Annotated in this window: 18 protein-coding genes; 14 read left to right on the top strand and 4 right to left on the bottom strand. The window is 60.1% G+C overall.

What is annotated here, in order from left to right; translation table 11 throughout:
* Positions 1-58: 58 nt before the first annotated feature.
* From P0N66_RS04915 to P0N66_RS04895, 5 genes are all read left to right on the top strand, one after another.
* Positions 59-1,849: a Na(+)/H(+) antiporter subunit D gene (locus tag P0N66_RS04915; RefSeq protein ID WP_275802881.1), complete on the top strand. Its 1,791-nt coding sequence runs from the start codon at positions 59-61 to the stop codon at positions 1,847-1,849.
* Positions 1,850-1,946: 97 nt separating this feature from the next.
* Entirely contained in the window at positions 1,947-2,960 is a 1,014-nt protein-coding gene (locus tag P0N66_RS04910) for an ABC transporter substrate-binding protein (RefSeq protein WP_275802880.1), read from the top strand.
* Positions 2,960-3,826: an ABC transporter permease gene (locus P0N66_RS04905; RefSeq protein WP_275802879.1), complete on the top strand. Its 867-nt coding sequence runs from the start codon at positions 2,960-2,962 to the stop codon at positions 3,824-3,826. Before P0N66_RS04910 ends, P0N66_RS04905 begins: the two co-directional genes overlap by 1 nt.
* Complete coding sequence (locus P0N66_RS04900) at positions 3,823-4,608, top strand: ABC transporter ATP-binding protein (RefSeq protein WP_275802878.1); 786 nt, start codon at positions 3,823-3,825, stop codon at positions 4,606-4,608. Before P0N66_RS04905 ends, P0N66_RS04900 begins: the two co-directional genes overlap by 4 nt.
* Positions 4,605-6,242 (top strand): ABC-F family ATP-binding cassette domain-containing protein, encoded by a 1,638-nt coding sequence (locus P0N66_RS04895; protein ID WP_275802877.1) that lies wholly within the window; start codon positions 4,605-4,607, stop codon positions 6,240-6,242. Before P0N66_RS04900 ends, P0N66_RS04895 begins: the two co-directional genes overlap by 4 nt.
* Positions 6,243-6,343: 101 nt before the next feature.
* Here P0N66_RS04895 and htpG read toward each other — a convergent pair whose 3' ends face one another.
* Positions 6,344-8,254: a molecular chaperone HtpG gene (gene htpG / locus P0N66_RS04890; protein WP_275802876.1), complete on the bottom strand. Its 1,911-nt coding sequence runs from the start codon at positions 8,252-8,254 to the stop codon at positions 6,344-6,346.
* Between the two features lie 182 nt (positions 8,255-8,436).
* On the opposite strand from htpG, the gene P0N66_RS04885 reads away from it, so the two are divergent.
* Positions 8,437-8,628 carry a ferredoxin gene (locus tag P0N66_RS04885; RefSeq protein ID WP_275802875.1) on the top strand — a complete coding sequence of 64 codons (192 nt, stop codon included), beginning with the start codon at positions 8,437-8,439 and terminating at the stop codon, positions 8,626-8,628.
* A 22-nt stretch (positions 8,629-8,650) separates the two neighbouring features.
* Here P0N66_RS04885 and P0N66_RS04880 read toward each other — a convergent pair whose 3' ends face one another.
* Together P0N66_RS04880 and P0N66_RS04875 are read right to left on the bottom strand one after the other, a co-directional pair.
* A complete protein-coding gene (locus P0N66_RS04880; protein WP_275802874.1) occupies positions 8,651-9,388 on the bottom strand; it encodes an alpha/beta hydrolase in 738 nt (245 codons plus the stop codon).
* Positions 9,389-9,490: 102 nt separating this feature from the next.
* Positions 9,491-9,901 (bottom strand): hypothetical protein, encoded by a 411-nt coding sequence (locus tag P0N66_RS04875; protein WP_275802873.1) that lies wholly within the window; start codon positions 9,899-9,901, stop codon positions 9,491-9,493.
* Between the two features lie 257 nt (positions 9,902-10,158).
* Here P0N66_RS04875 and P0N66_RS04870 point away from each other — a divergent pair, with 257 nt between their 5' ends.
* A complete protein-coding gene (locus P0N66_RS04870) occupies positions 10,159-11,190 on the top strand; it encodes a lipid A deacylase LpxR family protein (RefSeq protein WP_275802872.1) in 1,032 nt (343 codons plus the stop codon).
* Positions 11,191-11,198: 8 nt separating this feature from the next.
* On the opposite strand, the gene P0N66_RS04865 is transcribed toward P0N66_RS04870, so the two are convergent.
* The gene (locus P0N66_RS04865) at positions 11,199-13,136 is read right to left on the bottom strand and encodes a chemotaxis protein CheW (protein ID WP_275802871.1); all 1,938 of its coding nucleotides are present in this window, start codon (positions 13,134-13,136) and stop codon (positions 11,199-11,201) included.
* A 316-nt stretch (positions 13,137-13,452) separates the two neighbouring features.
* On the opposite strand from P0N66_RS04865, the gene P0N66_RS04860 reads away from it, so the two are divergent.
* The 7 genes from P0N66_RS04860 (at position 13,453) to P0N66_RS04830 (ending at position 18,375) form a co-directional block, all read left to right on the top strand.
* Positions 13,453-13,737, top strand: coding sequence for a hypothetical protein (locus tag P0N66_RS04860; RefSeq protein ID WP_275802870.1), 285 nt, complete (start codon positions 13,453-13,455; stop codon positions 13,735-13,737).
* Positions 13,738-14,020: 283 nt separating this feature from the next.
* Positions 14,021-15,316 (top strand): glutamate-1-semialdehyde 2,1-aminomutase, encoded by a 1,296-nt coding sequence (hemL, locus tag P0N66_RS04855; RefSeq protein ID WP_275802869.1) that lies wholly within the window; start codon positions 14,021-14,023, stop codon positions 15,314-15,316.
* 164 nt (positions 15,317-15,480) lie between these two features.
* Positions 15,481-15,705, top strand: a complete 225-nt coding sequence (locus P0N66_RS04850) for an AtpZ/AtpI family protein (RefSeq protein ID WP_275802868.1) — start codon at positions 15,481-15,483, stop codon at positions 15,703-15,705.
* Between the two features lie 23 nt (positions 15,706-15,728).
* A complete protein-coding gene (locus tag P0N66_RS04845) occupies positions 15,729-16,121 on the top strand; it encodes an ATP synthase subunit I (protein WP_275802867.1) in 393 nt (130 codons plus the stop codon).
* Positions 16,122-16,130: 9 nt separating this feature from the next.
* On the top strand, positions 16,131-16,868 hold the full coding sequence (gene atpB, locus P0N66_RS04840; protein ID WP_275802866.1) for a F0F1 ATP synthase subunit A: 738 nt from the start codon (positions 16,131-16,133) through the stop codon (positions 16,866-16,868).
* Positions 16,869-17,099: 231 nt separating this feature from the next.
* Positions 17,100-17,450 carry an ATP synthase F0 subunit C gene (gene atpE, locus P0N66_RS04835; RefSeq protein ID WP_275802865.1) on the top strand — a complete coding sequence of 117 codons (351 nt, stop codon included), beginning with the start codon at positions 17,100-17,102 and terminating at the stop codon, positions 17,448-17,450.
* 178 nt (positions 17,451-17,628) lie between these two features.
* Complete coding sequence (locus P0N66_RS04830; RefSeq protein WP_275802864.1) at positions 17,629-18,375, top strand: nucleoside phosphorylase; 747 nt, start codon at positions 17,629-17,631, stop codon at positions 18,373-18,375.
* The last annotated feature ends 6 nt before the right edge of the window (positions 18,376-18,381 follow it).

Genomic DNA, 18,381 nt, shown 5'->3' with positions numbered 1-18,381 from the left:
CCTCCCGCATGAGCTGGATAGTTACTCTTAGATAATCTTTTTAGTTGAGGAGCCTGTTGTGACGGAATTTTGGTTTCATCCAGCGCTGGTGCTGATTATCGGGGCCCTGGTGCTGCCCATGGTGAAGGGGGTGGCGCGCAAGCCCTTTTTGCTGCTGGTGCCGGTACTGGCCTTTGCCGCCGTGCTGCAGATGGAGCAGGGGGTCTTCGGGGTCTTTCCCTTCCTCAACTGGGAGTTGACCTTCGGCCGGGTGGACCAGCTCAGCCTGGTCTTTGCCTACATCATGACCCTGATGTGCATCATCGGCACCCTTTACGGCCTGCATGTCGAAAACGATTACGAGCATATGTCGGCCTGGTTGTACGTGGCCGGTTCGCTGGGGGTTATTTTTGCCGGTGACCTGCTGGTGCTCTTCCTCTTCTGGGAGGTGATGGCCTTTTCCTCCACCTTCCTGGTCTGGTTCCGGGGCACCCCCGGCGCTCTGGCCGCCGGTTACCGCTACCTGCTGGTCCATACCGCCGGCGGTCTGGCCCTGCTGGCCGGTATCGTGCTGCATTACCAGGCCACCGGGGACCTGAGCTTTAATCAGTTCGACGTGGTCAACCCCACCCTGCCGGTCTGGCTGATCATGATCGGGGTGATCCTCAACGCCGCCGTGCCGCCGCTGCACGCCTGGCTGCCCGATGCCTACAGCCGGGCTACGGTCAGCGGCGCGGTGTTCATGTGCGCCTTTACCACCAAGACGGCGGTTTACGCCCTGTGCCGGGGGTTTGCCGGCATGGAGATTCTGATTGTGCTGGGGGTTATCATGACCCTCTATGGGGTTATCTACGCCCTGCTCAGCAATGACGTGCGGCGGCTGCTTTCCTACCATATCATCAGCCAGGTGGGCTTCATGGTGGCCGGGGTGGGGGTCGGTACGGCTTTGGCGCTCAACGGTGCCATCGCCCATGCCTTTGCCCATATCCTTTATAAGGCCCTGTTGTTCATGGGGGTCGGTTCGGTACTGTACATGACCGGCAAGAGCAAGGCCACCGAGCTGGGCGGGCTGTACAAAAAGATGCCCATGGCCCTGTTTTTTACGGTGATCGGCGGGCTGTCGATTTCCGGTTTTCCGCTGCTCAGTGGTTATGTCAGCAAAAGTATGGTGGTGGCCGGCTCCTTCGACGCCTCCCATTACTGGGCGGCCTACCTGATGCTGCTGGCCTCGGTGGGCACCTTTCTCTCGGTGGGCATCAAGATCCCTTACGTGGTCTGGTTCGGCGAGAACAAGTGTTCCGAGGAAACCTGGAACAAGGCTGCCGACCCGCCCCTGCACATGCAGCTGGCCATGGGCGTTGCCGCCTTCCTCTGTCTGCTGATTGGGGTTTATACCCCTTATCTGTACAACATGCTGCCCTATGAGGCGCCCTTCAACCCCTATACCGCTTACCATTTGGCGGAGGTGATCCAGATCCTGCTCTTCACCGGGGTCGGCTTCTACCTCTTTGTCAGTAAGATGGCCCCCAAGGCCAAGCTCAGCCTGGATATGGACTGGTTCTACCGGCTGGGCGGCCGGCTCTTTCTGCTGGCCATGCAGAAGGGGATGACCAAGATCAATAATTGGGGCCAGGCCACCCTGGCCGAAGAAGTGCCCCGCCGCCTCAACCGTTTCTTCATCGACGGCCCGGCCCGCCTCTGCTTGCTGGTGGTCAAACCCCTGTGGCAGTTGACCGGGGCCAAAATCGACGGCCCCGACGGCGCTGAACAGCGCTTCCTGGAAACCTTCAGCCGCTCCCTGTTTACCATCGCCTCCACCGCCATCTTCACTGTGGCGGTGCTGATGGCGCTCCTCTTTTGGGTCACCTGAAAACGGTGCATGGCAGCACCCCGCCGGCCCGGTAACTCTTTTAATTTTGGTTCGCGCCGGGTAGTATAGCCGGTCCACGGTTATCATGAGGATGCGGATGCGGCGGATCAATCGACGACAATTTACCCGGCTGGGCCTGGGGGCCATGGTGGTCGGCGGCCTGGGCCTGAGCTCGGGGCTGCTATTGACGGGCTGCGGTGAGCGGTCGGCCCGGGAGGCTGCCGGCCGGGTGCCCCTGAAGCTGGGCTACCTGCCCATCACCGACCACCTGCTGCTGATTGCCCACGCCCATTACGATTTTGTCCACCTGGCCATCGAGCCGGTGAAGTTCGGCTCCTGGCCGGAGGCCGCCGAGGCCTTGCGAGCCGGGGCCATCGATGCCGCCTTCCTGCTCACCCCCCTGGGCCTGACCCTGCGCGGCCAGGGCAGCCCGGTGCAAGCGGTGCTGCTTGGCCACCGCAACGGCAGCGTGCTCACCGTGGCCGCCGGCGACCGGGTGGCCGAGGTTGGTGACCTGGCCGGTAAGACCATCGCCATCCCCAGCCGTCTTTCCACCCACTACCTGTTGCTGCGTCGGCTGCTGGCCGAGCGCGGGCTGCCGCCAGAGAGCGTGCGTTATCTCGATATGGCGCCGCCGGAGATGGTCCAGGCCCTGGCCGGCGGCCGCATCGACGGCTTTATCGTGGCCGAACCCTTCGGCGGCCAGGCGGAGCTCCAGCAGGTGGGACGGGTGTTGATTTTGTCCAAGGATATCTGGCCGGATCACATCTGCTGCGTGCTCAATATGCGACAGGAGTTTATCGATAAAAACCCCGAAGCGGTGGCGGAACTGGCCGCCGGGCTCACCGCCACCGGCCGTTTCATCGAGGCCAACCGCCGCCGGGCGGCGGAGTTGTCGGTCCCTTACCTGGGCCAGCGGCCGGAGGTTATTGAACACGTGCTGACCCGTCCGCCGGACCGGGTTACCTACCATGATCTCATGCCCCGCCAGGCTGATTTTGCCGCCACCCAGGAGTTGATGCTGCGCTCCGGCCTGAGCCGGCGGGAAGTTGATATTGCTACCTACCTGGAACCGGCCTTTGCTCGAGCGGCGGTGGAGGCCAATCCTTGATGTCTGCCAAACCCCAAGCGCCGCCGGAAAAGCCGGCGCCGGCATCTGCCGCCGAGCGCACACCGGCCCGGTGCCTGAGCAAACCCAGCTCCCGGCGGCGCCGGGTCACCTGGGTTCCCTGCCTGCCCGGCGAGCGGCTGTTTTTTCCCCTGCTGGCCCTGGGCGCTTTTCTGCTGCTGTGGCAGGCGGCGGCGGCCTGGTACGGCAGCGACTACCTGCTGCCGGGGCCGGCGGCGGTGCTGCTGGCCCTGCTGGAGGTGGCCCGCAGCGGCATGCTGCTGGAGCATGTGGCGGTCAGTCTTTATCGCTTCGGCGTCGGTTACCTGCTGGCGGCCCTGGTGGCCCTGCCGCTGGGCCTGGTTTTCGGCTGGTATTCCCGCCTGCACCAGGCCTTCGACCCGCTGATCCAGGTGCTGCGGCCGATTTCGCCGGTGGCCTGGTTTCCCCTGGCCGTGCTGTGGTTCAAGATCGGTGATCTGCCGGCCATCTTCATTATCTTTATCGCCAGTTTTTTCCCCATGCTGCTGGCCACCATCGCCGCCGTGCGCGGCGTTGACCGGGTCTATATTCGGGTGGCCCGCAACTTCGGCAGCTCCGAGTGGGACCTGCTGCACAAGGTGGTGATCCCCGCCGCCTTTCCCTATATTACCGTGGGGCTGCACATTGCCCTGGGGGTGGGCTGGATTCATTTGGTGGCCGGTGAGATGCTGGGGGCCCAGTCGGGCCTGGGCTATTTTATCATCGACGCCCGCAACTTCCTGCGCACCGACCAGGTGATTGCCGGCATGCTGCTGGTGGGCTTGCTGGGTCTCAGCCTGGACCGGTTGATGAGCTGGACGGAAAGACGAGTAAGGAGCCGCTGGTGAAGGTGAAAATTGAAGCCAGCGGGGTGGGCAAGCGTTTCCGGCGGCGGCTGGGGGCCGAGGAGGTGGAGGCCATGGCCGGGCTGGAGCTCAACGTTTACCAGGGGGAGCTGCTCTGTCTGCTGGGGCCCAACGGCTGCGGCAAAACCACCCTGCTCAACCTGCTGGCCGGTTTCGATACCCCCACCGCCGGGAGTATCAGCCTGGATGGTTGCCCGGTGCGGATGCCCGGCCCCGAGGCGGTGATGATCCAGCAGGAGTACGGGCTCTTTCCCTGGCGCACGGTGCGCGGCAACGTGGAACTCGGCCTGGAACTGGCCCGGGTGCCGGCGGCCCGGCGGCGTCGGCTGGCCCTGGAGCTGATCGCCCTGGTGGGCCTCAACGAGGCGGTGGACCGCTACCCCCGGGAACTCTCCGGCGGTATGCAGCAGCGGGTGGCTCTGGCCCGCGCCCTGGCGGTGGAGCCCCAGGTGCTGTTCATGGACGAACCCTTCGGCGCCCTGGACGCCATGACCCGCCACAAGATGCAGGCGGAGTTGATCCGCCTGTGGCGGGAAAAGGAGATGACCATCATCTTCGTCACCCACGACTTCAACGAGGCCCTGCTGCTGGCCGACCGGGTGGCGGTGATGACCCCCCGCCCGGGCCGCATCAAGGAAATCATCACCATCAACCAGCCCCGCCCCCGCAACCTGCTCAGCCCCGAAGCCGCCCAAGCCCGCGAGGCCATCCACCGCGCTTTGGTAGAAGGCATTATGACATCAAACCCCAAGGAACCAGCATGATCAGCACTGCCAATATTACCCTTGCTTACGGCAAGCGGGTTATCTTTAAAGACGTCAATATCAAGTTCACTCCCGGCAACTGTTACGGGCTGATCGGGGCCAACGGGGCGGGCAAATCGACCTTTCTCAAAATTCTGGCCGGGGAGAAGGAGCCGGACAAGGGCGAGGTCATCGTCGGCCCCAGGGAGCGGATTGCGGTCCTACGCCAGGACCATTTCGCCTTCGATGAAGAAACGGTGTTCAACACTGTGGTCATGGGCCATGCCCGGCTCTTCGAGTTGATGAGTCGGCGGGAAACCCTTTACGCCCAGGCCGAAATGTCGGAAGCCGACGGCATCCTGGCCGGTGAGATTGAGGCCGAGTTTGCCGAAATGAACGGCTACGAGGTGGAAGCGGAGGTGGGGGTGCTGCTCAAGGGGCTGGGAATCCCCGAAGCGTTCCGGGACCGCAAGATGAAGGAACTGGAAGACGGCGACAAGGTCCGGGTCCTGCTGGCCCAGGCCCTGTTCGGCAACCCCGATGTCCTGCTGCTGGACGAGCCCACCAACCACCTGGACCTCAAGTCCGTCACCTGGCTCGAGGATTTCCTCTTCCGCTTCCAGAACACGGTGATCATCGTTTCCCATGACCGCCATTTTCTCAACCAGGTCTGTACCCACATCGCCGATATCGATTTCGGCGAAATCCGGACTTACGTGGGCAACTACGACTTCTGGTATCAGGCCAGCCAGCTCTTTCTCAAGCAGAAACAGGACGAAAACCGCAAGACCACCGCCAAGGCCAAGGAGCTGACCGAATTCATCCAGCGTTTTTCCTCCAACGCCTCCAAGGCCAAGCAGGCCACCTCCCGCAAAAAGCTGCTGGACAAGCTGACCATCGAGGACATGCCGACCTCCTCGCGCAAATACCCCTTCGTGCTCTTCAAGCCGGAGCGGCCCTGCGGCGATATCATTTTGGAGATCAAGGGGCTGGGCAAGGAGCTGGAAGGGGTGACGGTACTCAACGATTTCAGCCTGACCGTCCACAAGGGCGACAAGATCGCCTTCATCGGGGCCAACACCCTGACCAAGACCACCCTCTTTCAGATCCTGACCGGGGAATTAAGTCCGGATCGGGGCGAATTCCGCTGGGGGGTGACCATGTCCACCTCCTACTTCCCCAAGGACAACAACGCCTATTTCGCCAAGGACCTGACCCTGGTGGAGTGGCTGAGCCAGTACACCCCGCCTAATGAGGGGGAAAGTTTCGCCCGGGGTTTTCTGGGCAAGCTGCTGTTTTCCGGCGAGGAGGCCCTGAAAAAAACCAGCGTCCTCTCCGGCGGCGAGAAGGTCCGCTGCATGCTGGCCCGGATGATGCTCAGCGGGGCCAATGCCCTGATCCTGGACGAACCCACCAACCACCTGGATCTGGAATCCATCACCGCCCTCAACAACGGGCTGATCGCCTTCCCGGAAATAATCCTCTTCGCCTCCCACGACCATCATCTGGTGGCCACCACCGCCAACCGGATCATCGAAATCACCCCCAACGGCATCATCGATAAAAGAATGAACTTCGACGATTACCTGGCCGACGAAGCGATAAACGTTTTGCGGGCGGAACTGTGGCAGGGTGAGCCGGTACTGCGCCTGTAGCCGGGTCCGGGAACTTGTTGAGCGGGGTTGCTTGCAAAAAAAAGGCCCCTTGCACAGGATGGCTGGGCAAGGGGCCGCGTTTGGTTCGGTTTTTTAATACGCTATTTTACCAGGCGGGTTAAAATCTCGTAGTTGCGGTTGACCATGGTCCGGGGTTCGCTGAGCAGGCCGGCCTGGATCATGGCGTTATCGAAGATCTGCTCGGTGATTTGTTTGGCCAGGGGCTCGTCGCTTTGCCGCAGGCGGTTTAAGCCGCCAATTAAGCCGTGGCCGGGGTTGATCTCCAGGTTTTTACCGCCGAAGTCGGGCAGGTTCTGGCCCGAGGCCCGCATCACCCGCTCCATGCTGCTGGTCAGAAAGCCGTCGGGGTTGACCACCATGGCCGGGCTGTCGGTGAGCCGCTTGGACTCCTTGACCTCTTTTACCTTGTCGCCCAGCACCTCCTTGATCCAGGCCGTCAGTTCCTTGGCCTCTTCCGGGGCCAGGGTTTCCTTGCCTTCCTCCGCTTTTTCTTCCTCCTGCTGGCCGGCTTCCCCCAGGTCCAGGTCGTCGCGGTCGGCGGAGACCAGCTTGCGCTCCTCGAATTCGCCGATGTGATTCAAAGCGAAATCATCCATCGGGTCCATGGTGTAGAGCACCTCGATATCCCGGCGCTTGAAGGCCTCGAGATAGGGGCCGGTTTCCACCGCCTCGCGGCTGGGGCCGCTGATGTAATAAATATCCTTCTGCTCGGCGGCCATGCGGGAAACATAATCCGCCAGCGAGGTCAGCTTGCCCGGCTCGGTCCTGGACGACTCAAAGCGCAGCAGCCCGGCCAGTTCCTTACGGTAATTGAAATCGGAGATGGCCCCTTCTTTCAGAAACATGCCAAAGGAGTGCCAGAATTTTTCATAGGTCTCCGGCTCGTTTTTGGCCAGTTCGGCCAGGTGTTTGAGCACCCGCTTGGTGATCACCCGGTTGATCTTGGCCACCAAGGCGCTGTCCTGCAGGGCCTGGCGGGAGATATTGAGCGGCAGGTCCTCGCTGTCGATGACCCCTTTGACAAAGCGCAGCCACTCCGGCAGAATGTTCTTGCTGTGTTGCTCAATGAGCACCCGCTGGCAGTAGAGGTTGACCCCGGGGTCCAGCCGGCCGAAGCCCATCCGCTCGATATTTTCCCGGGGGAAAAAGAGCAGGGCCTTGACCGCCAGCGGCGCATCGGCGCTGAAGTGCAGCCGGGTCAGGGGTTCGTCGAAGGCGTTGGCGATATATTTGTAAAACTCCTGGTACTCCTCCTCCTTGATCTCGCTTTTGCCGCGGGTCCAGATGGCCTGGACGGTGTTCACCGCCTCCTCGGCCACCTTAATGGGGAAGGGGACGAAGCTGGAGTAACGGCGGATGATCTGCTTGATTCGCTCTTCATCGGCAAACTCCTTGGCGTCCTCCTTGAGGTCCAGGATGATCCGGGTGCCGCGCCGGATGCCGGGGCAGGGGCCGATGGTGTAGGTGCCAGTGCCGTCGGAGACCCATTCGTGGCCGGCGTCGTCGGGCCGAAAACTGCGGGACTGCACTCGGACCTTGTCGGCCACCATGAAGGCGGCGTAGAAGCCCACCCCGAACTGGCCGATGAGCTGGGTGTCCTGGCGCTGGTTTTCCGCCAGGTTGGCCAGGAAGGTGCGGGAACCGGAATGGGCGATGGTGCCCAGGTTGTGCTCCAGCTCGCCGCGGTCCATGCCGATGCCGGTATCGGTGATGGTCAGGGTATTATGGTCTTTGTCCACCTTGAGCTTGATCTCGAGCGGCAGGTGGTCGTCGAAGATCTTCTCGCCCTGGCTGGCCAGCTTCTGGTGGCGAAACTTTTCCAGGGCGTCGGCGGCGTTGCTGATCAGCTCGCGAAGAAAAATCTCCCGCTCGGTGTAGAGCGAGTGGATGACGATATCCAGCATCTTCTTGACTTCGGCCTGAAATTCCCGGGTTTCCCGGGGGGCGGAGCCGGGACTTGGGGTGGCGGGGTCGGTGCTCTCGGTACTCATGGTTTATCTCCTTGGCAATTTTGTTGCTTGGCTGCTTGGGGCGCCGTTGTTATACGAGCTTGCCCGGTGGTCGCGCGGGCTGTATGATCGGGGTGTTACGCTAATCATCATCCTCCGGTTGTCAAGATGTGACTCGGTATGGTCGGTGGTGGGGCCAGCTAAAAAACACGGGGAGAAAAGAAATGGGCAAAAAAGTGGAGTTGGATCAGGAGGAGTGTATCGGTTGTGAAAGCTGCGTGGAACTGTGCCCTGAGGTTTTCGGCTTTGACCGGGAGGCCGTCAAGGCCTACGTTTTGGAAGGTGCCGGTGGGGAAGTGGCCTGCGTTGAAGAAGCCGTGACGGCCTGTCCGGTAGCCTGCATCAGCGTTGACTAGTGGTGCGGTGCCCCGCGACCGCTTACTTCAGGTTGAACAGAGAGGTGCGGCGGCAGGGGGTGGCGGCGCCGGGGGCCGGTTCCACCACAGTGGCCCGTTTTTTTAGCGGCTTGGTGATAAAGGCGCCGGTCTGGAGAAAGGCTGCCGCCAGAGCGGCTACTTCTCGGTTGAAGAGCATCGGCAGATGGGCGGTATGCACCGTGAAGCGGGCGGTTGCCCCTTTGATGACGGTTTCTTCCAAGGCCACGGTGCCGTCGTGGGGTTTGGGCATGCCCTGGAAAAACAGGCCGATTCCCAGGCCTTGATCGCCGGCTATAACCCCCAGCGGCCGCTGGTGCTGCCAGCGGGGGACGGCGGTCAGCAGGAGGGGGGCTGCGGCGCCCAGCAGCACTTTACTCCAGGGTTGCCGGGCCAGGCGGCGGGCGATATGGCTGCCGGCAAAGGGGGTGCCCAGGGTCAGTACCCGACCTGGAGCCGGCAGGAGATGGCGGCCAAGGGTGAGCTCGATGATCCGGCCGCCCAGGCTGTGGCCCAGCAGATGTACCACAGGGTGGTGCGGGGCCAGTTGGCCGACGAAATCCGCCAGGGTGTCGGCATTGTATCCTGGCGGTCGGCGGAGGGAAGAGTAGGGGAAACGGTAGCAGACAAAGCCGCCGGCCCGCAGACGCCGGGCCAGCAGGCCCATCTCCAGGCCGGTCATCCAGATCCCGTGGACCAGTACCACGGCCGGCTGCAGGTCCTTGTCCGCATCAAGGCGCATGGTGGTTTTACCTCCCGGGAGATGCGCAAAAAAAAGACGGCGGAACCGCCTCCCTTTAAAGGAGGCGTTCCGCCGTCAGCAAACCATAACTGGCGGGGGAAATCAAGAGCGGGGACCGGCTCCCCGACCGCCGCGGCCGCCAATGCCCAGGGCTGGGCCGCCACAGGTGCCGAACCGGCCGCTACGGGCAATACCGGCCTCCCGGGCCTGGTCGTGCATCTGGCTGCGCAGGTCGAAGACTTCTTCGCTGAGGGCCTGGGCGCGGGACTCATCCCCGGCGTTGATGGCCGCCTGCAGTTGGGCCTGCTTGGTCTGCATGGTCCGGCGCAACTCCCGGGTTGCTTCGTAAAAAGCCTCCCGGGCCTGCAGGGTCTCTTCGTCAAGAGTGCCTTGGGCCGCCACCAGCCCGTAGCCTCCCGGGCCGTAACCAGCGCCCGGACGGGCGTCAGCCAGTTGGTAGCCGGTGAAGCCCAGGGCCACCACCATTGCCATGGCTAAAATGGTCTTTTTCATGATCGTTCTCCTTTTTTGTTGGTTAAGTGTTAGGGGTAAATCTTTATTTGCCGTTGCCCTTCTTTGTTTCAATAAGCGTGCCAAGTGCACAAAAGTATTTTCATCTCGCTGTTAATGCGAAACAGTTTTCTGGCATGGGGTGGCGTTGACAACTGGCGCCGGGATTTACTTTGCTTTTTTGGGTATTTTTTACTCAGAAGCAACCTGGCCAGTGGATATTTATTAACCGGATAAATGGCGCCCAACCAGGATTTTTGATGGCAAAACAACATAAACAATTACAGGCGGCTTTGCTGCTCGCCGTTGTTGCTCTTTTGCTGGCGTTTTGGGGAGGGCGACTGGCTCATGCGGAAAACTCCGGTATTTTTACCGTGGTGATGGAAAACGACGTGCTGCACAACGCCGATCGCCACTTTACCCATGGCAGTCGTTTTTCTTATTATTCCGAAAAAAGCAGAGATGACTGGGTCAGCCGAACCGCCGAGTTGATGCCGTGGTTCTCCCTTGATACCGACCAGGAATTATGGCGTTCCAGTATTGCCATCGGGCAGAATATTTATACTCCGTCTGATATTAGCGTCAGCCATCTGCAGACGGATGAGCGCCCCTATGCCGGTTATCTTTATTTGGGGTTGGGGGCGGTGCGGGTGGTTTCCGGGGAGGAACCGGGTACCGGCATGGTCGGTTCCTTTGAACTCCAGTTGGGGGTGGTCGGACCATGGGCTCGAGCCCGGGACGTGCAGACCTGGTGGCATTCCGAAGTCATCTCCGCTGACCGGCCCGAAGGGTGGGACCATCAGCTGCGCAATGAATTCACCGTTAATCTGTATTGGGACCGGCAATGGCGTTATTCACTGGCGGAGTCTGGTCGGGCGGGTGTGGATCTTGTTCCTCACGCCGGCCTGGCCTTGGGGACTGTGGCCACCCACCTGGCCGGAGGCCTGACCTGGCGCCTGGGTAAAGGTTTGGGTAATGATAACGGGCCGCCCCGAATCCGCCCCAGCCTGCCGGGGGCCGGTTATTTTGTCAAAACCTCAAAGGTGCAGGGATATTTCTTTGCCGGTGGTGAGATACGGCTGGTGGGGCGTAACATATTTCTGGATGGCAATACCTTTCGCAGCAGTCACCGGGTTTCCCGCAAAACGGTGGTCTTTGACCTGCAGTACGGCCTGGTCATCTCTTACCGTAAGGTCAAGTTCGCCCTGACCAATATCGCACGGGGGCGGGAGTTTGAGGGCCAGCCATCGCCCGATTTTTTCACCGCCTTCAGTTTTTCCTACCAGCATTAGCCACCCGGTTAAAACATCTCCTCGACGGCGCCCAGTTCCACCACTTCCTGGGTGTGCATCAGGCGGTCGATATCCAGCAGGATGGTCACCCCTTCCTTGAGCTTGGCCATGCCCAGGATCATGTTCTGATCCACTCCGGTGCCGAAGGAGGGGGCGTCTTCCACCTGGTCGTCTTTGACGTTGACCACCTCGGAGACTGAATCGACAATGATGCCGGTCAGGGTGGAGCCGCGTACCCCGGAGATCTCCACGATGATGATGCAGGTCCGTTCGTTGTAGGCAGCCGATTCCATGCCGAATTTAAGGCGCAGATCCATCACCGGGATCACCCGGTCGCGCAGGTTGATAACTCCCTTGAAAAAGGACGGCATGTGGGGCAATTCGTGAATTTCCATCAGGCCGATGATCTCTTTGACATCCAGGATGCCGATACCGTACCGTTCACTGCCCAGGCTGAAGACCAGGTATTTGCCTTCGCGGCTGGTGAGCTGCTGTTTTTCTTTAAACTCTTCCAGTTTCAGGGCCCCGCTGCGCTGGCCGCCTTCCCGGGCGGCGGAGCGGTCGGCATCACTGCCGCAAGCCTTGGCGGCAAAGCGGGTATCGATGAAGGTATTGAGGTCGATGGTCCGACCGATTTCCATTTTGTTGACCATGTAATCCTGGATGGTCTCCAGATCTTCCTTAACCGGGTAGAGATCGTCGTATACGATGCCGGCGGGGTCGGAGAGCACATTTTTGAGCAGGGCCGGTTCCAGGCCGATGCTTTTTTCCGGGTCGAGAAAGTGGACCGCGATCTGGGCCGACTGGTCGATATCCTGTTTGATGGAGCGGCCGGCCTTGACCACCAGATCGGTGAATTCCTGGACTGCTTCCGGGTATTGGTCGATTATCTCATCCCGGAAGACCACCACGCAGCAGGGGTGCTGCTCCCAGATCTCGCTGGAGAGAAACTGCTTTTCGGCAATGCCGGCGGCAATGGCCCGGCTGCCGATGGGTTCGGCCACCAGGAAGCCGCTGGCTTCGGGGTTGTCCTTCAAAAACTGGGGCATGGCCACCGGCGGGGCCACGTCAAACAGCACGTTCACCGCCTCTTTGCCGGCCACGCCGGGTTTGAGCCCCATCTGGGTGAAGTACATATGGGCCAGCATGTTGTGGATGGACATCTTGTGCGGGATGTAAAAGGTCTTGTGTTTGAAAAACTGCTGGTAAGGCTTGATGTACTTGCCCTGGCGGTTGCGCACACAGATGCTGCCGTTGCGGTGGGCAAAGAGCACCAGCTTGAGCGGCACATCGTAGCTGAACAGATCCATGGCTGCCGGGGCCAGAATAAAGGCGCCGTCCACCTCGGAGCTTTCCAGGGCCCCCTGGACCGGGTTCCAGCTGCCCATGCACTTGGTCTCCAGGGTAAAGTGGACCGGCGTTTCCCGGCCGGTGTCGATCCAGTGCTTGAGCACCCCCAGGGCCAGATGATCGGTGATCTGGATATGGGCCAGCTTGAGATGCACCTTGCCTTCGCTGGATACTTTGGGGCCTTCGTCCACCTTGGGCGCCTCCTCCTGCTCCAGGCCGAAGGCCTTCTCGATGGCGCTCTGTAACTCGGCGGGGGTGAAGGGTTTGGCCACCACCCCGTTGGCACCGCCCTCAATGGCCTTGGCCACGTATTCCTTGTCGCCATGGCCGGTGGCCATCAAAAAGGGAATATCATTGAATTTCTCCTGGCCGCGCAGCCATTGCACCAGTTCCAGGCCGTCCATGTTGGGCATGGACCAGTCGCTGATTACCAGGCCGACCTCTTCCCCGGCTTCCAGCTTGGCCACGGCGTCCTGGCCGTCCACCGCTTCCACAATATTATTGAAGCCGACCTGGCCCAGGATTTTGGCCTCCATTTTGCGCATGGTGCCGGCGTCTTCAACGAGCAGGATCTTAATGCTGGTGTCGATGGCCATGGTTGCTCCTTTCGTCAGGCTGGTGGGTGGTTGGCGTCCGTCAGTTTCGATGGCGTAAACGTTAACCTTGGTGTTTTACAGGTTTCGTGCAGCACTTTAATGATTAATAACCGGGCGCTGCAAGGTTATACTATAGACTAAGCCGCAGCAGCCGGCAAGAGCTTGTAAAGAGCCCGGGAAATAGCCAGGCTGGTCGAGAAGGCCACAATTTTCGGGTGCACAGGCGGCGGTAGTCCTGCTATAGTGCCGACAGCGTTGTCGTGCCCGTCGTTGGGTGGCGGGGGCGCCAGTTTGCATTGCAAAGGGGGGACAGGTTATGCGTCGAGAAATGCCCGAGACGACCATTCCGCAGGTGGTGGCCAGAATGCCCAGGTGGTTGATACTGCCGTTGCGGATTATCATCTTCACCGGTTTTCTGGTGGCCGCGCTTTTTATCTTCACCACGCCTTCCCTTAACCTGATACAGGTGTTGCTGATCGCCGTCCAGGTGGTTTTTTCTCTGGCTGTTCTGGCCGAATGCGGTCGCAGCGCCGATCATTACCGCACCATGGATGCCGCCGCCGAGGCGGCCAGGAAACGGGAGGAAGAGGGCATGTTTTGACAGCGGCTCCTTGCCGTGTTAGTTTTCGTCAGTTTTTGTCCGGCCCGGACACCGGCGGGACTGTTTTTCTGGTCGCCGCCGGTTGGGGCGGTGACCCTCAAACAACTGTAACAGTCCAGCAGCACCCCCGAAAGCGGCGATCAGGTCGACTTGAGTACCCGATGCACGCTACGCCGACTTGGCTCACCGCAACTTGGGGCACGGCCGTTCAGTTACGTGCCAGAATGAGTGGGATAGTTACAAGCAACTTTACAAAAGAGAAGATCGGTAAAAAGGAGAAAAAATGAAGACCCAGCGCTCTCAGGAACTGTTCGCCAAGGCTTGTCAGCATATTCCCGGCGGGGTTAACAGCCCGGTGCGGGCCTGTAAATCGGTGGGCTGTGAGCCGATTTTCATTGAGCGGGCCGCCGGTGCCAAGGTTTACGACGCCGACGGCAACGAATATGTGGATTTTGTCTGTTCCTGGGGGCCGATGATCCTGGGGCACAACCACCCGGTGGTGGTGGCGGCCATTAAGGAAACTTTGGACAGCGGCACCAGCTTCGGGGCGCCCACCTCAAAGGAGATCGAACTGGCCGAACTGGTCGCCTCGGCCCTGCCGGCGGTGGAGAAAGTGCGCTTTGTCAGTTCCGGCACCGAAGCCACCATGAGTGCCGTGCGCCTGGCCCGTGGTTACACCGGGCGCAGCAAGGTGATAAAGTTTGACGGCTGCTACCATGGCCATGCCGACAGTTTTCTGATCAAGGCCGGCAGCGGTGTGGTTACCCTGGGGATTCCCGGCAGCCCGGGAGTGCCCGAGGATATTGTCAAAAACACCATCTCCATTCCATATAACGATCCTGAGATTATGGAAAAAACCCTGCGGGATGATAAGCTGGATATCGCCTGCGTCATCGTCGAGCCGGTGGCCGGCAACATGGGTGTAGTGCCGCCGACCCCCGGTTTTCTCGAAACCCTGCGTAAGCTTACCACCGAACTGGGGATTGTCTTGATTTTCGACGAGGTAATCACCGGGTTCCGGCTTTCCCTGGGCGGAGCCCAGGAGTTTTACGGGGTCAGGCCCGACCTGACCTGCCTGGGCAAGATCATCGGTGGCGGTTTGCCGGTGGGAGCCTATGGCGGCAAAAAAGATATCATGGACCACATTGCCCCGGACGGCCCGGTATATCAGGCTGGCACCCTGTCGGGCAATCCCCTGGCCATGGCCGCCGGCGCCGCCACCCTGCGGGAGCTCGGTCGTCCCGGCTTTTATCAGCAGTTGGAGACCAAGGCCGCCGGTTTTGCCGCCGGCCTGTCCGACCTGGCCGACAAATACCTGCCGGGCCAGACCACCCTCAACCGGGTGGGTTCCATGATGACCACCTTCTTCACCCCGGGTCCGGTGACCGACCATGCTTCCGCCATCCGGGCCGACACCGAACGTTATGCCGCCCATTATCGCAACATGCGCGGTCAGGGCATCTGGCTGGCCCCGGCTCAGTTTGAGGCGGCCTTCATTTCGGCCGCCCAGAGTGAAGCCGACCTGGCCCTGGCGCTGGAAAAAACCGAGTGGTCATTCAAGCAACTGGCCGGGGCCTGATACCTTGCGGGGGGCGGCTCGGGAAAGGGCGGCGCCCCAGCTTTTTGCCTCGTTGCTAAAAAAGCCGTTGACTTTAGCTGGCGGCCTTGCTAGATACGAAGCACTTTACGTTTTTATGAGGGGTGATTCATTATCGTCCATGGTGCGTCACTAAGGTTGGGTAAATGGCTGGCGAACGACAGGAAGTATGGAAGTTGCTGACCATTTTCGGGACCATCGGGCTGACCATGGTCTTTTCGATCTTCATCGGTCTGGGGATCGGCTATTTTCTCGACCACAAGGTTTTTGAAGGGCGTACAGCCCCCTGGCTGACCCTGATCTTTCTGGCCTTCGGTATTGCGGCCGCCTTCAAAAATCTTTATGTGCTAAGCCAGAGAAAGGATTTATGACCACGGCGACGCAGGCGGAACTGATGACAGGCGGAACGGAAGGCGCCGATATTCCCATCCGGCGGGTTGAGCTGCTGAGCTACCTGGTGTTGCTGGGCATGGCTCTGACCGGATGGCTGCTGGTTTCGCCGCTGGCCGGGATTTCTGTGTTGATCGGCGGCTTTGTGGTGATTTTGAGTTTTCAATGGCTCAAAAGAGACGCCGTCCGGCTGTCCTTGAACCCTACCAAACAGGCCAAGATTCGGTTCATGCTCAAATGTTTGGGGCGGCTCGTTGTGCTGGGGCTGCTCTTTTACTATCTGGTTCGCTATCAACAGCTTCATATCCCGGGCTTTCTGGTGGGGTTGGCCACGGTCCAGGTCGGTATCGTACTGGCAACCATCAGTAAGGTGAAAAGACTTTTGAAGGAGGCGTAGCAGGCAGCCATGGAACATCCAATTCTGTTTCTCAACCTGATTCTGGAAAATATTCTGGGGCTGCCGGTGCCCCACGACATGCCCGAGCCCGGCAATTTCTGGGACATGACCCAGTTGCTGGCGCCCCATGTTACTTACACTGTGCTGGTCATGCTGTTCCTCATTGTTCTGCCTCGCCTCACCATGGGCGGCAAGCTGGAGATGATTCCCGGCCATGGTCAGAACTTCTGGGAAGTGGTGGTCGGCGGGATCGAAGATTTCATGGCCGAGCACATGGGCCGCGAAGGCGCCCGGATGATGTTCCCCATGCTGGCCACCTTCGGGCTGTTTATCCTGATCAGCAACCTCATCGGCCTGATCCCCGGCATGTTCTCGCCCACTGCCAACCTCAATATTACCCTGGCCATGACCCTGATCGTTTTTGTCACCACCCATATTCTGGGGGTTAAGTATCACGGGGCGGCCTACGTCAAACACTTTTTCGGGCCCATGCCGGCGCTGATTCCCCTGATGCTGCCCATCGAGTTGATCAGCCACTTTGCCCGTATTCTTTCACTTTCCATTCGTCTGTTCGGTAATATCATGGCCAAAGAAACCCTGCTGGCCATCCTCTTTATCCTGGCCGGCGCCTACTTCGCGCCGCTGCCAATCATGGTGTTGGGCGTGCTGGTTTCTTTTGTGCAGGCGGCGGTTTTCGTGCTGCTCAGTGTGCTGTACTTCGCCATGGCCATGGAAGAGGCCCACTAAACGCAAATGTCGATCAGCACCGCATCTTGCGGCGATCGCCCACCCGGGTGTTTACGTACCGGTGTGCGCGGCACCGGGCTGCTTGTCACAATCTGCGCCGCTGCCGAATGTTTGCGGATAACAAGCCTGAGGTTTGCATCTGATTTTGATAAGGGTATTGGATCCCGAAAACGGTTTTTTTGAAGAAGGCCAATCTTCACTACACAACATCATTTTTAAGGAGGAAAAGGTATGAAAAAGTTTGCAGTAGGTGCATTTACCGGCCTGATGGTCATGGGGATGGCTTCTGTAGCCATGGCCGCCGGCCACGAAGGTGGCGGTGTTAATCAGATGGCCATTGCCGTAGTCTGTGTGGCGGCCGCCCTTTCCGTTGGTCTGGCGGCGCTGGGTTGTGGTATTGGTATCGGTGTGGTCAGCGGTAACGCCTGTGCCGGCATTGCCCGGAACCCTGAAATTTCCGGTAAGATTACCGTGACCATGATCCTCGGTATTGCGTTCGCCGAGTCGCTGACCATTTTCGGTCTGGTTATCTCCCTGATTCTGCTTTACGCTCATCCCTACGGCGCTCTGCTGGGCATGTAAGGACGAGTTGCGGTTTCGTTCGTCTTCCTTTCCGAGAAGACGGACAACCTTGAAAGACGGCAGGACCTTCCCTTCGGGAGTGGTTCTGCCGTCTTTTTTTGTGCAAGCGTGGTTAACTGAAGCGTGTTAATTTAGGCACTTTAAACTTACCATTGATGAACACCTGAAGATGCTGGCCATGATGATGAGCGTAAAGCCGCAGTCCGGTGGAGTGGTGATTGAACCCTGCCGGGGTCCGGGGGAGCCGGAACTTGCCGGCTCCGGACTGCTGCTGATCAATCCCGCCGAGGTTCGGTTGGCCGACGCAACGGTCAGGAAAGCCGGCTGGCAGCGACATGTTTTTTTCCCTGGCACCCTTTATACGGCCCCGGCCGGGCCGGGGTGGCTGGCCGGACCAGCCGTCGGCGCCCCGGTGGCGGTGATGGCCCTGGAGAAGCTGGTCGCTCTGGGAGCCTCCACGGTTATTACTTTGGGCTGGTGCGGTGCCCTGGCTCCCGGTGTCGAAGTGGGTGATATTGTCTTGCCCACTACTGCCTTGAGCGAGGAAGGTACCTCGGCCCATTATCCTTTGACTGGTGGGCCGGCGGCAGCCGACGACGATTTGAATCGCAAGCTGGTCGGCCACTTAACCGAGGCCGACTTTACCGTGCACGCCGGGCCGGTTTGGACCACCGATGCTCCATATCGAGAAACCTGGGGAAAGGTTACTGATTATCGGGGCCGGGGAATACTGGCCGTGGAGATGGAGTTTGCCGCTCTGGCCACGGTGGCGGCCTTTCGGGGGGTGCCGCTGGCTTCGGTTCTGCTGGTTTCGGACCTGGTACGGGAAGAGCAGGCCTGGGCGCCGGCCTTCCGCCACCGCGATTTTCGCCGTCAGGCCCGGCGGCTGTTGGCTTTACTGCAGGATTTTATAACCCTTACATGAGTTCTT

It is taken from the genome of Desulfurivibrio dismutans, from assembly GCF_029210385.1.
Lineage (GTDB): Bacteria > Desulfobacterota > Desulfobulbia > Desulfobulbales > Desulfurivibrionaceae > Desulfurivibrio > Desulfurivibrio dismutans.
Note: the sequence above shows the minus strand (reverse complement) of the source record. Positions and strands in the feature narration are given on the sequence as shown.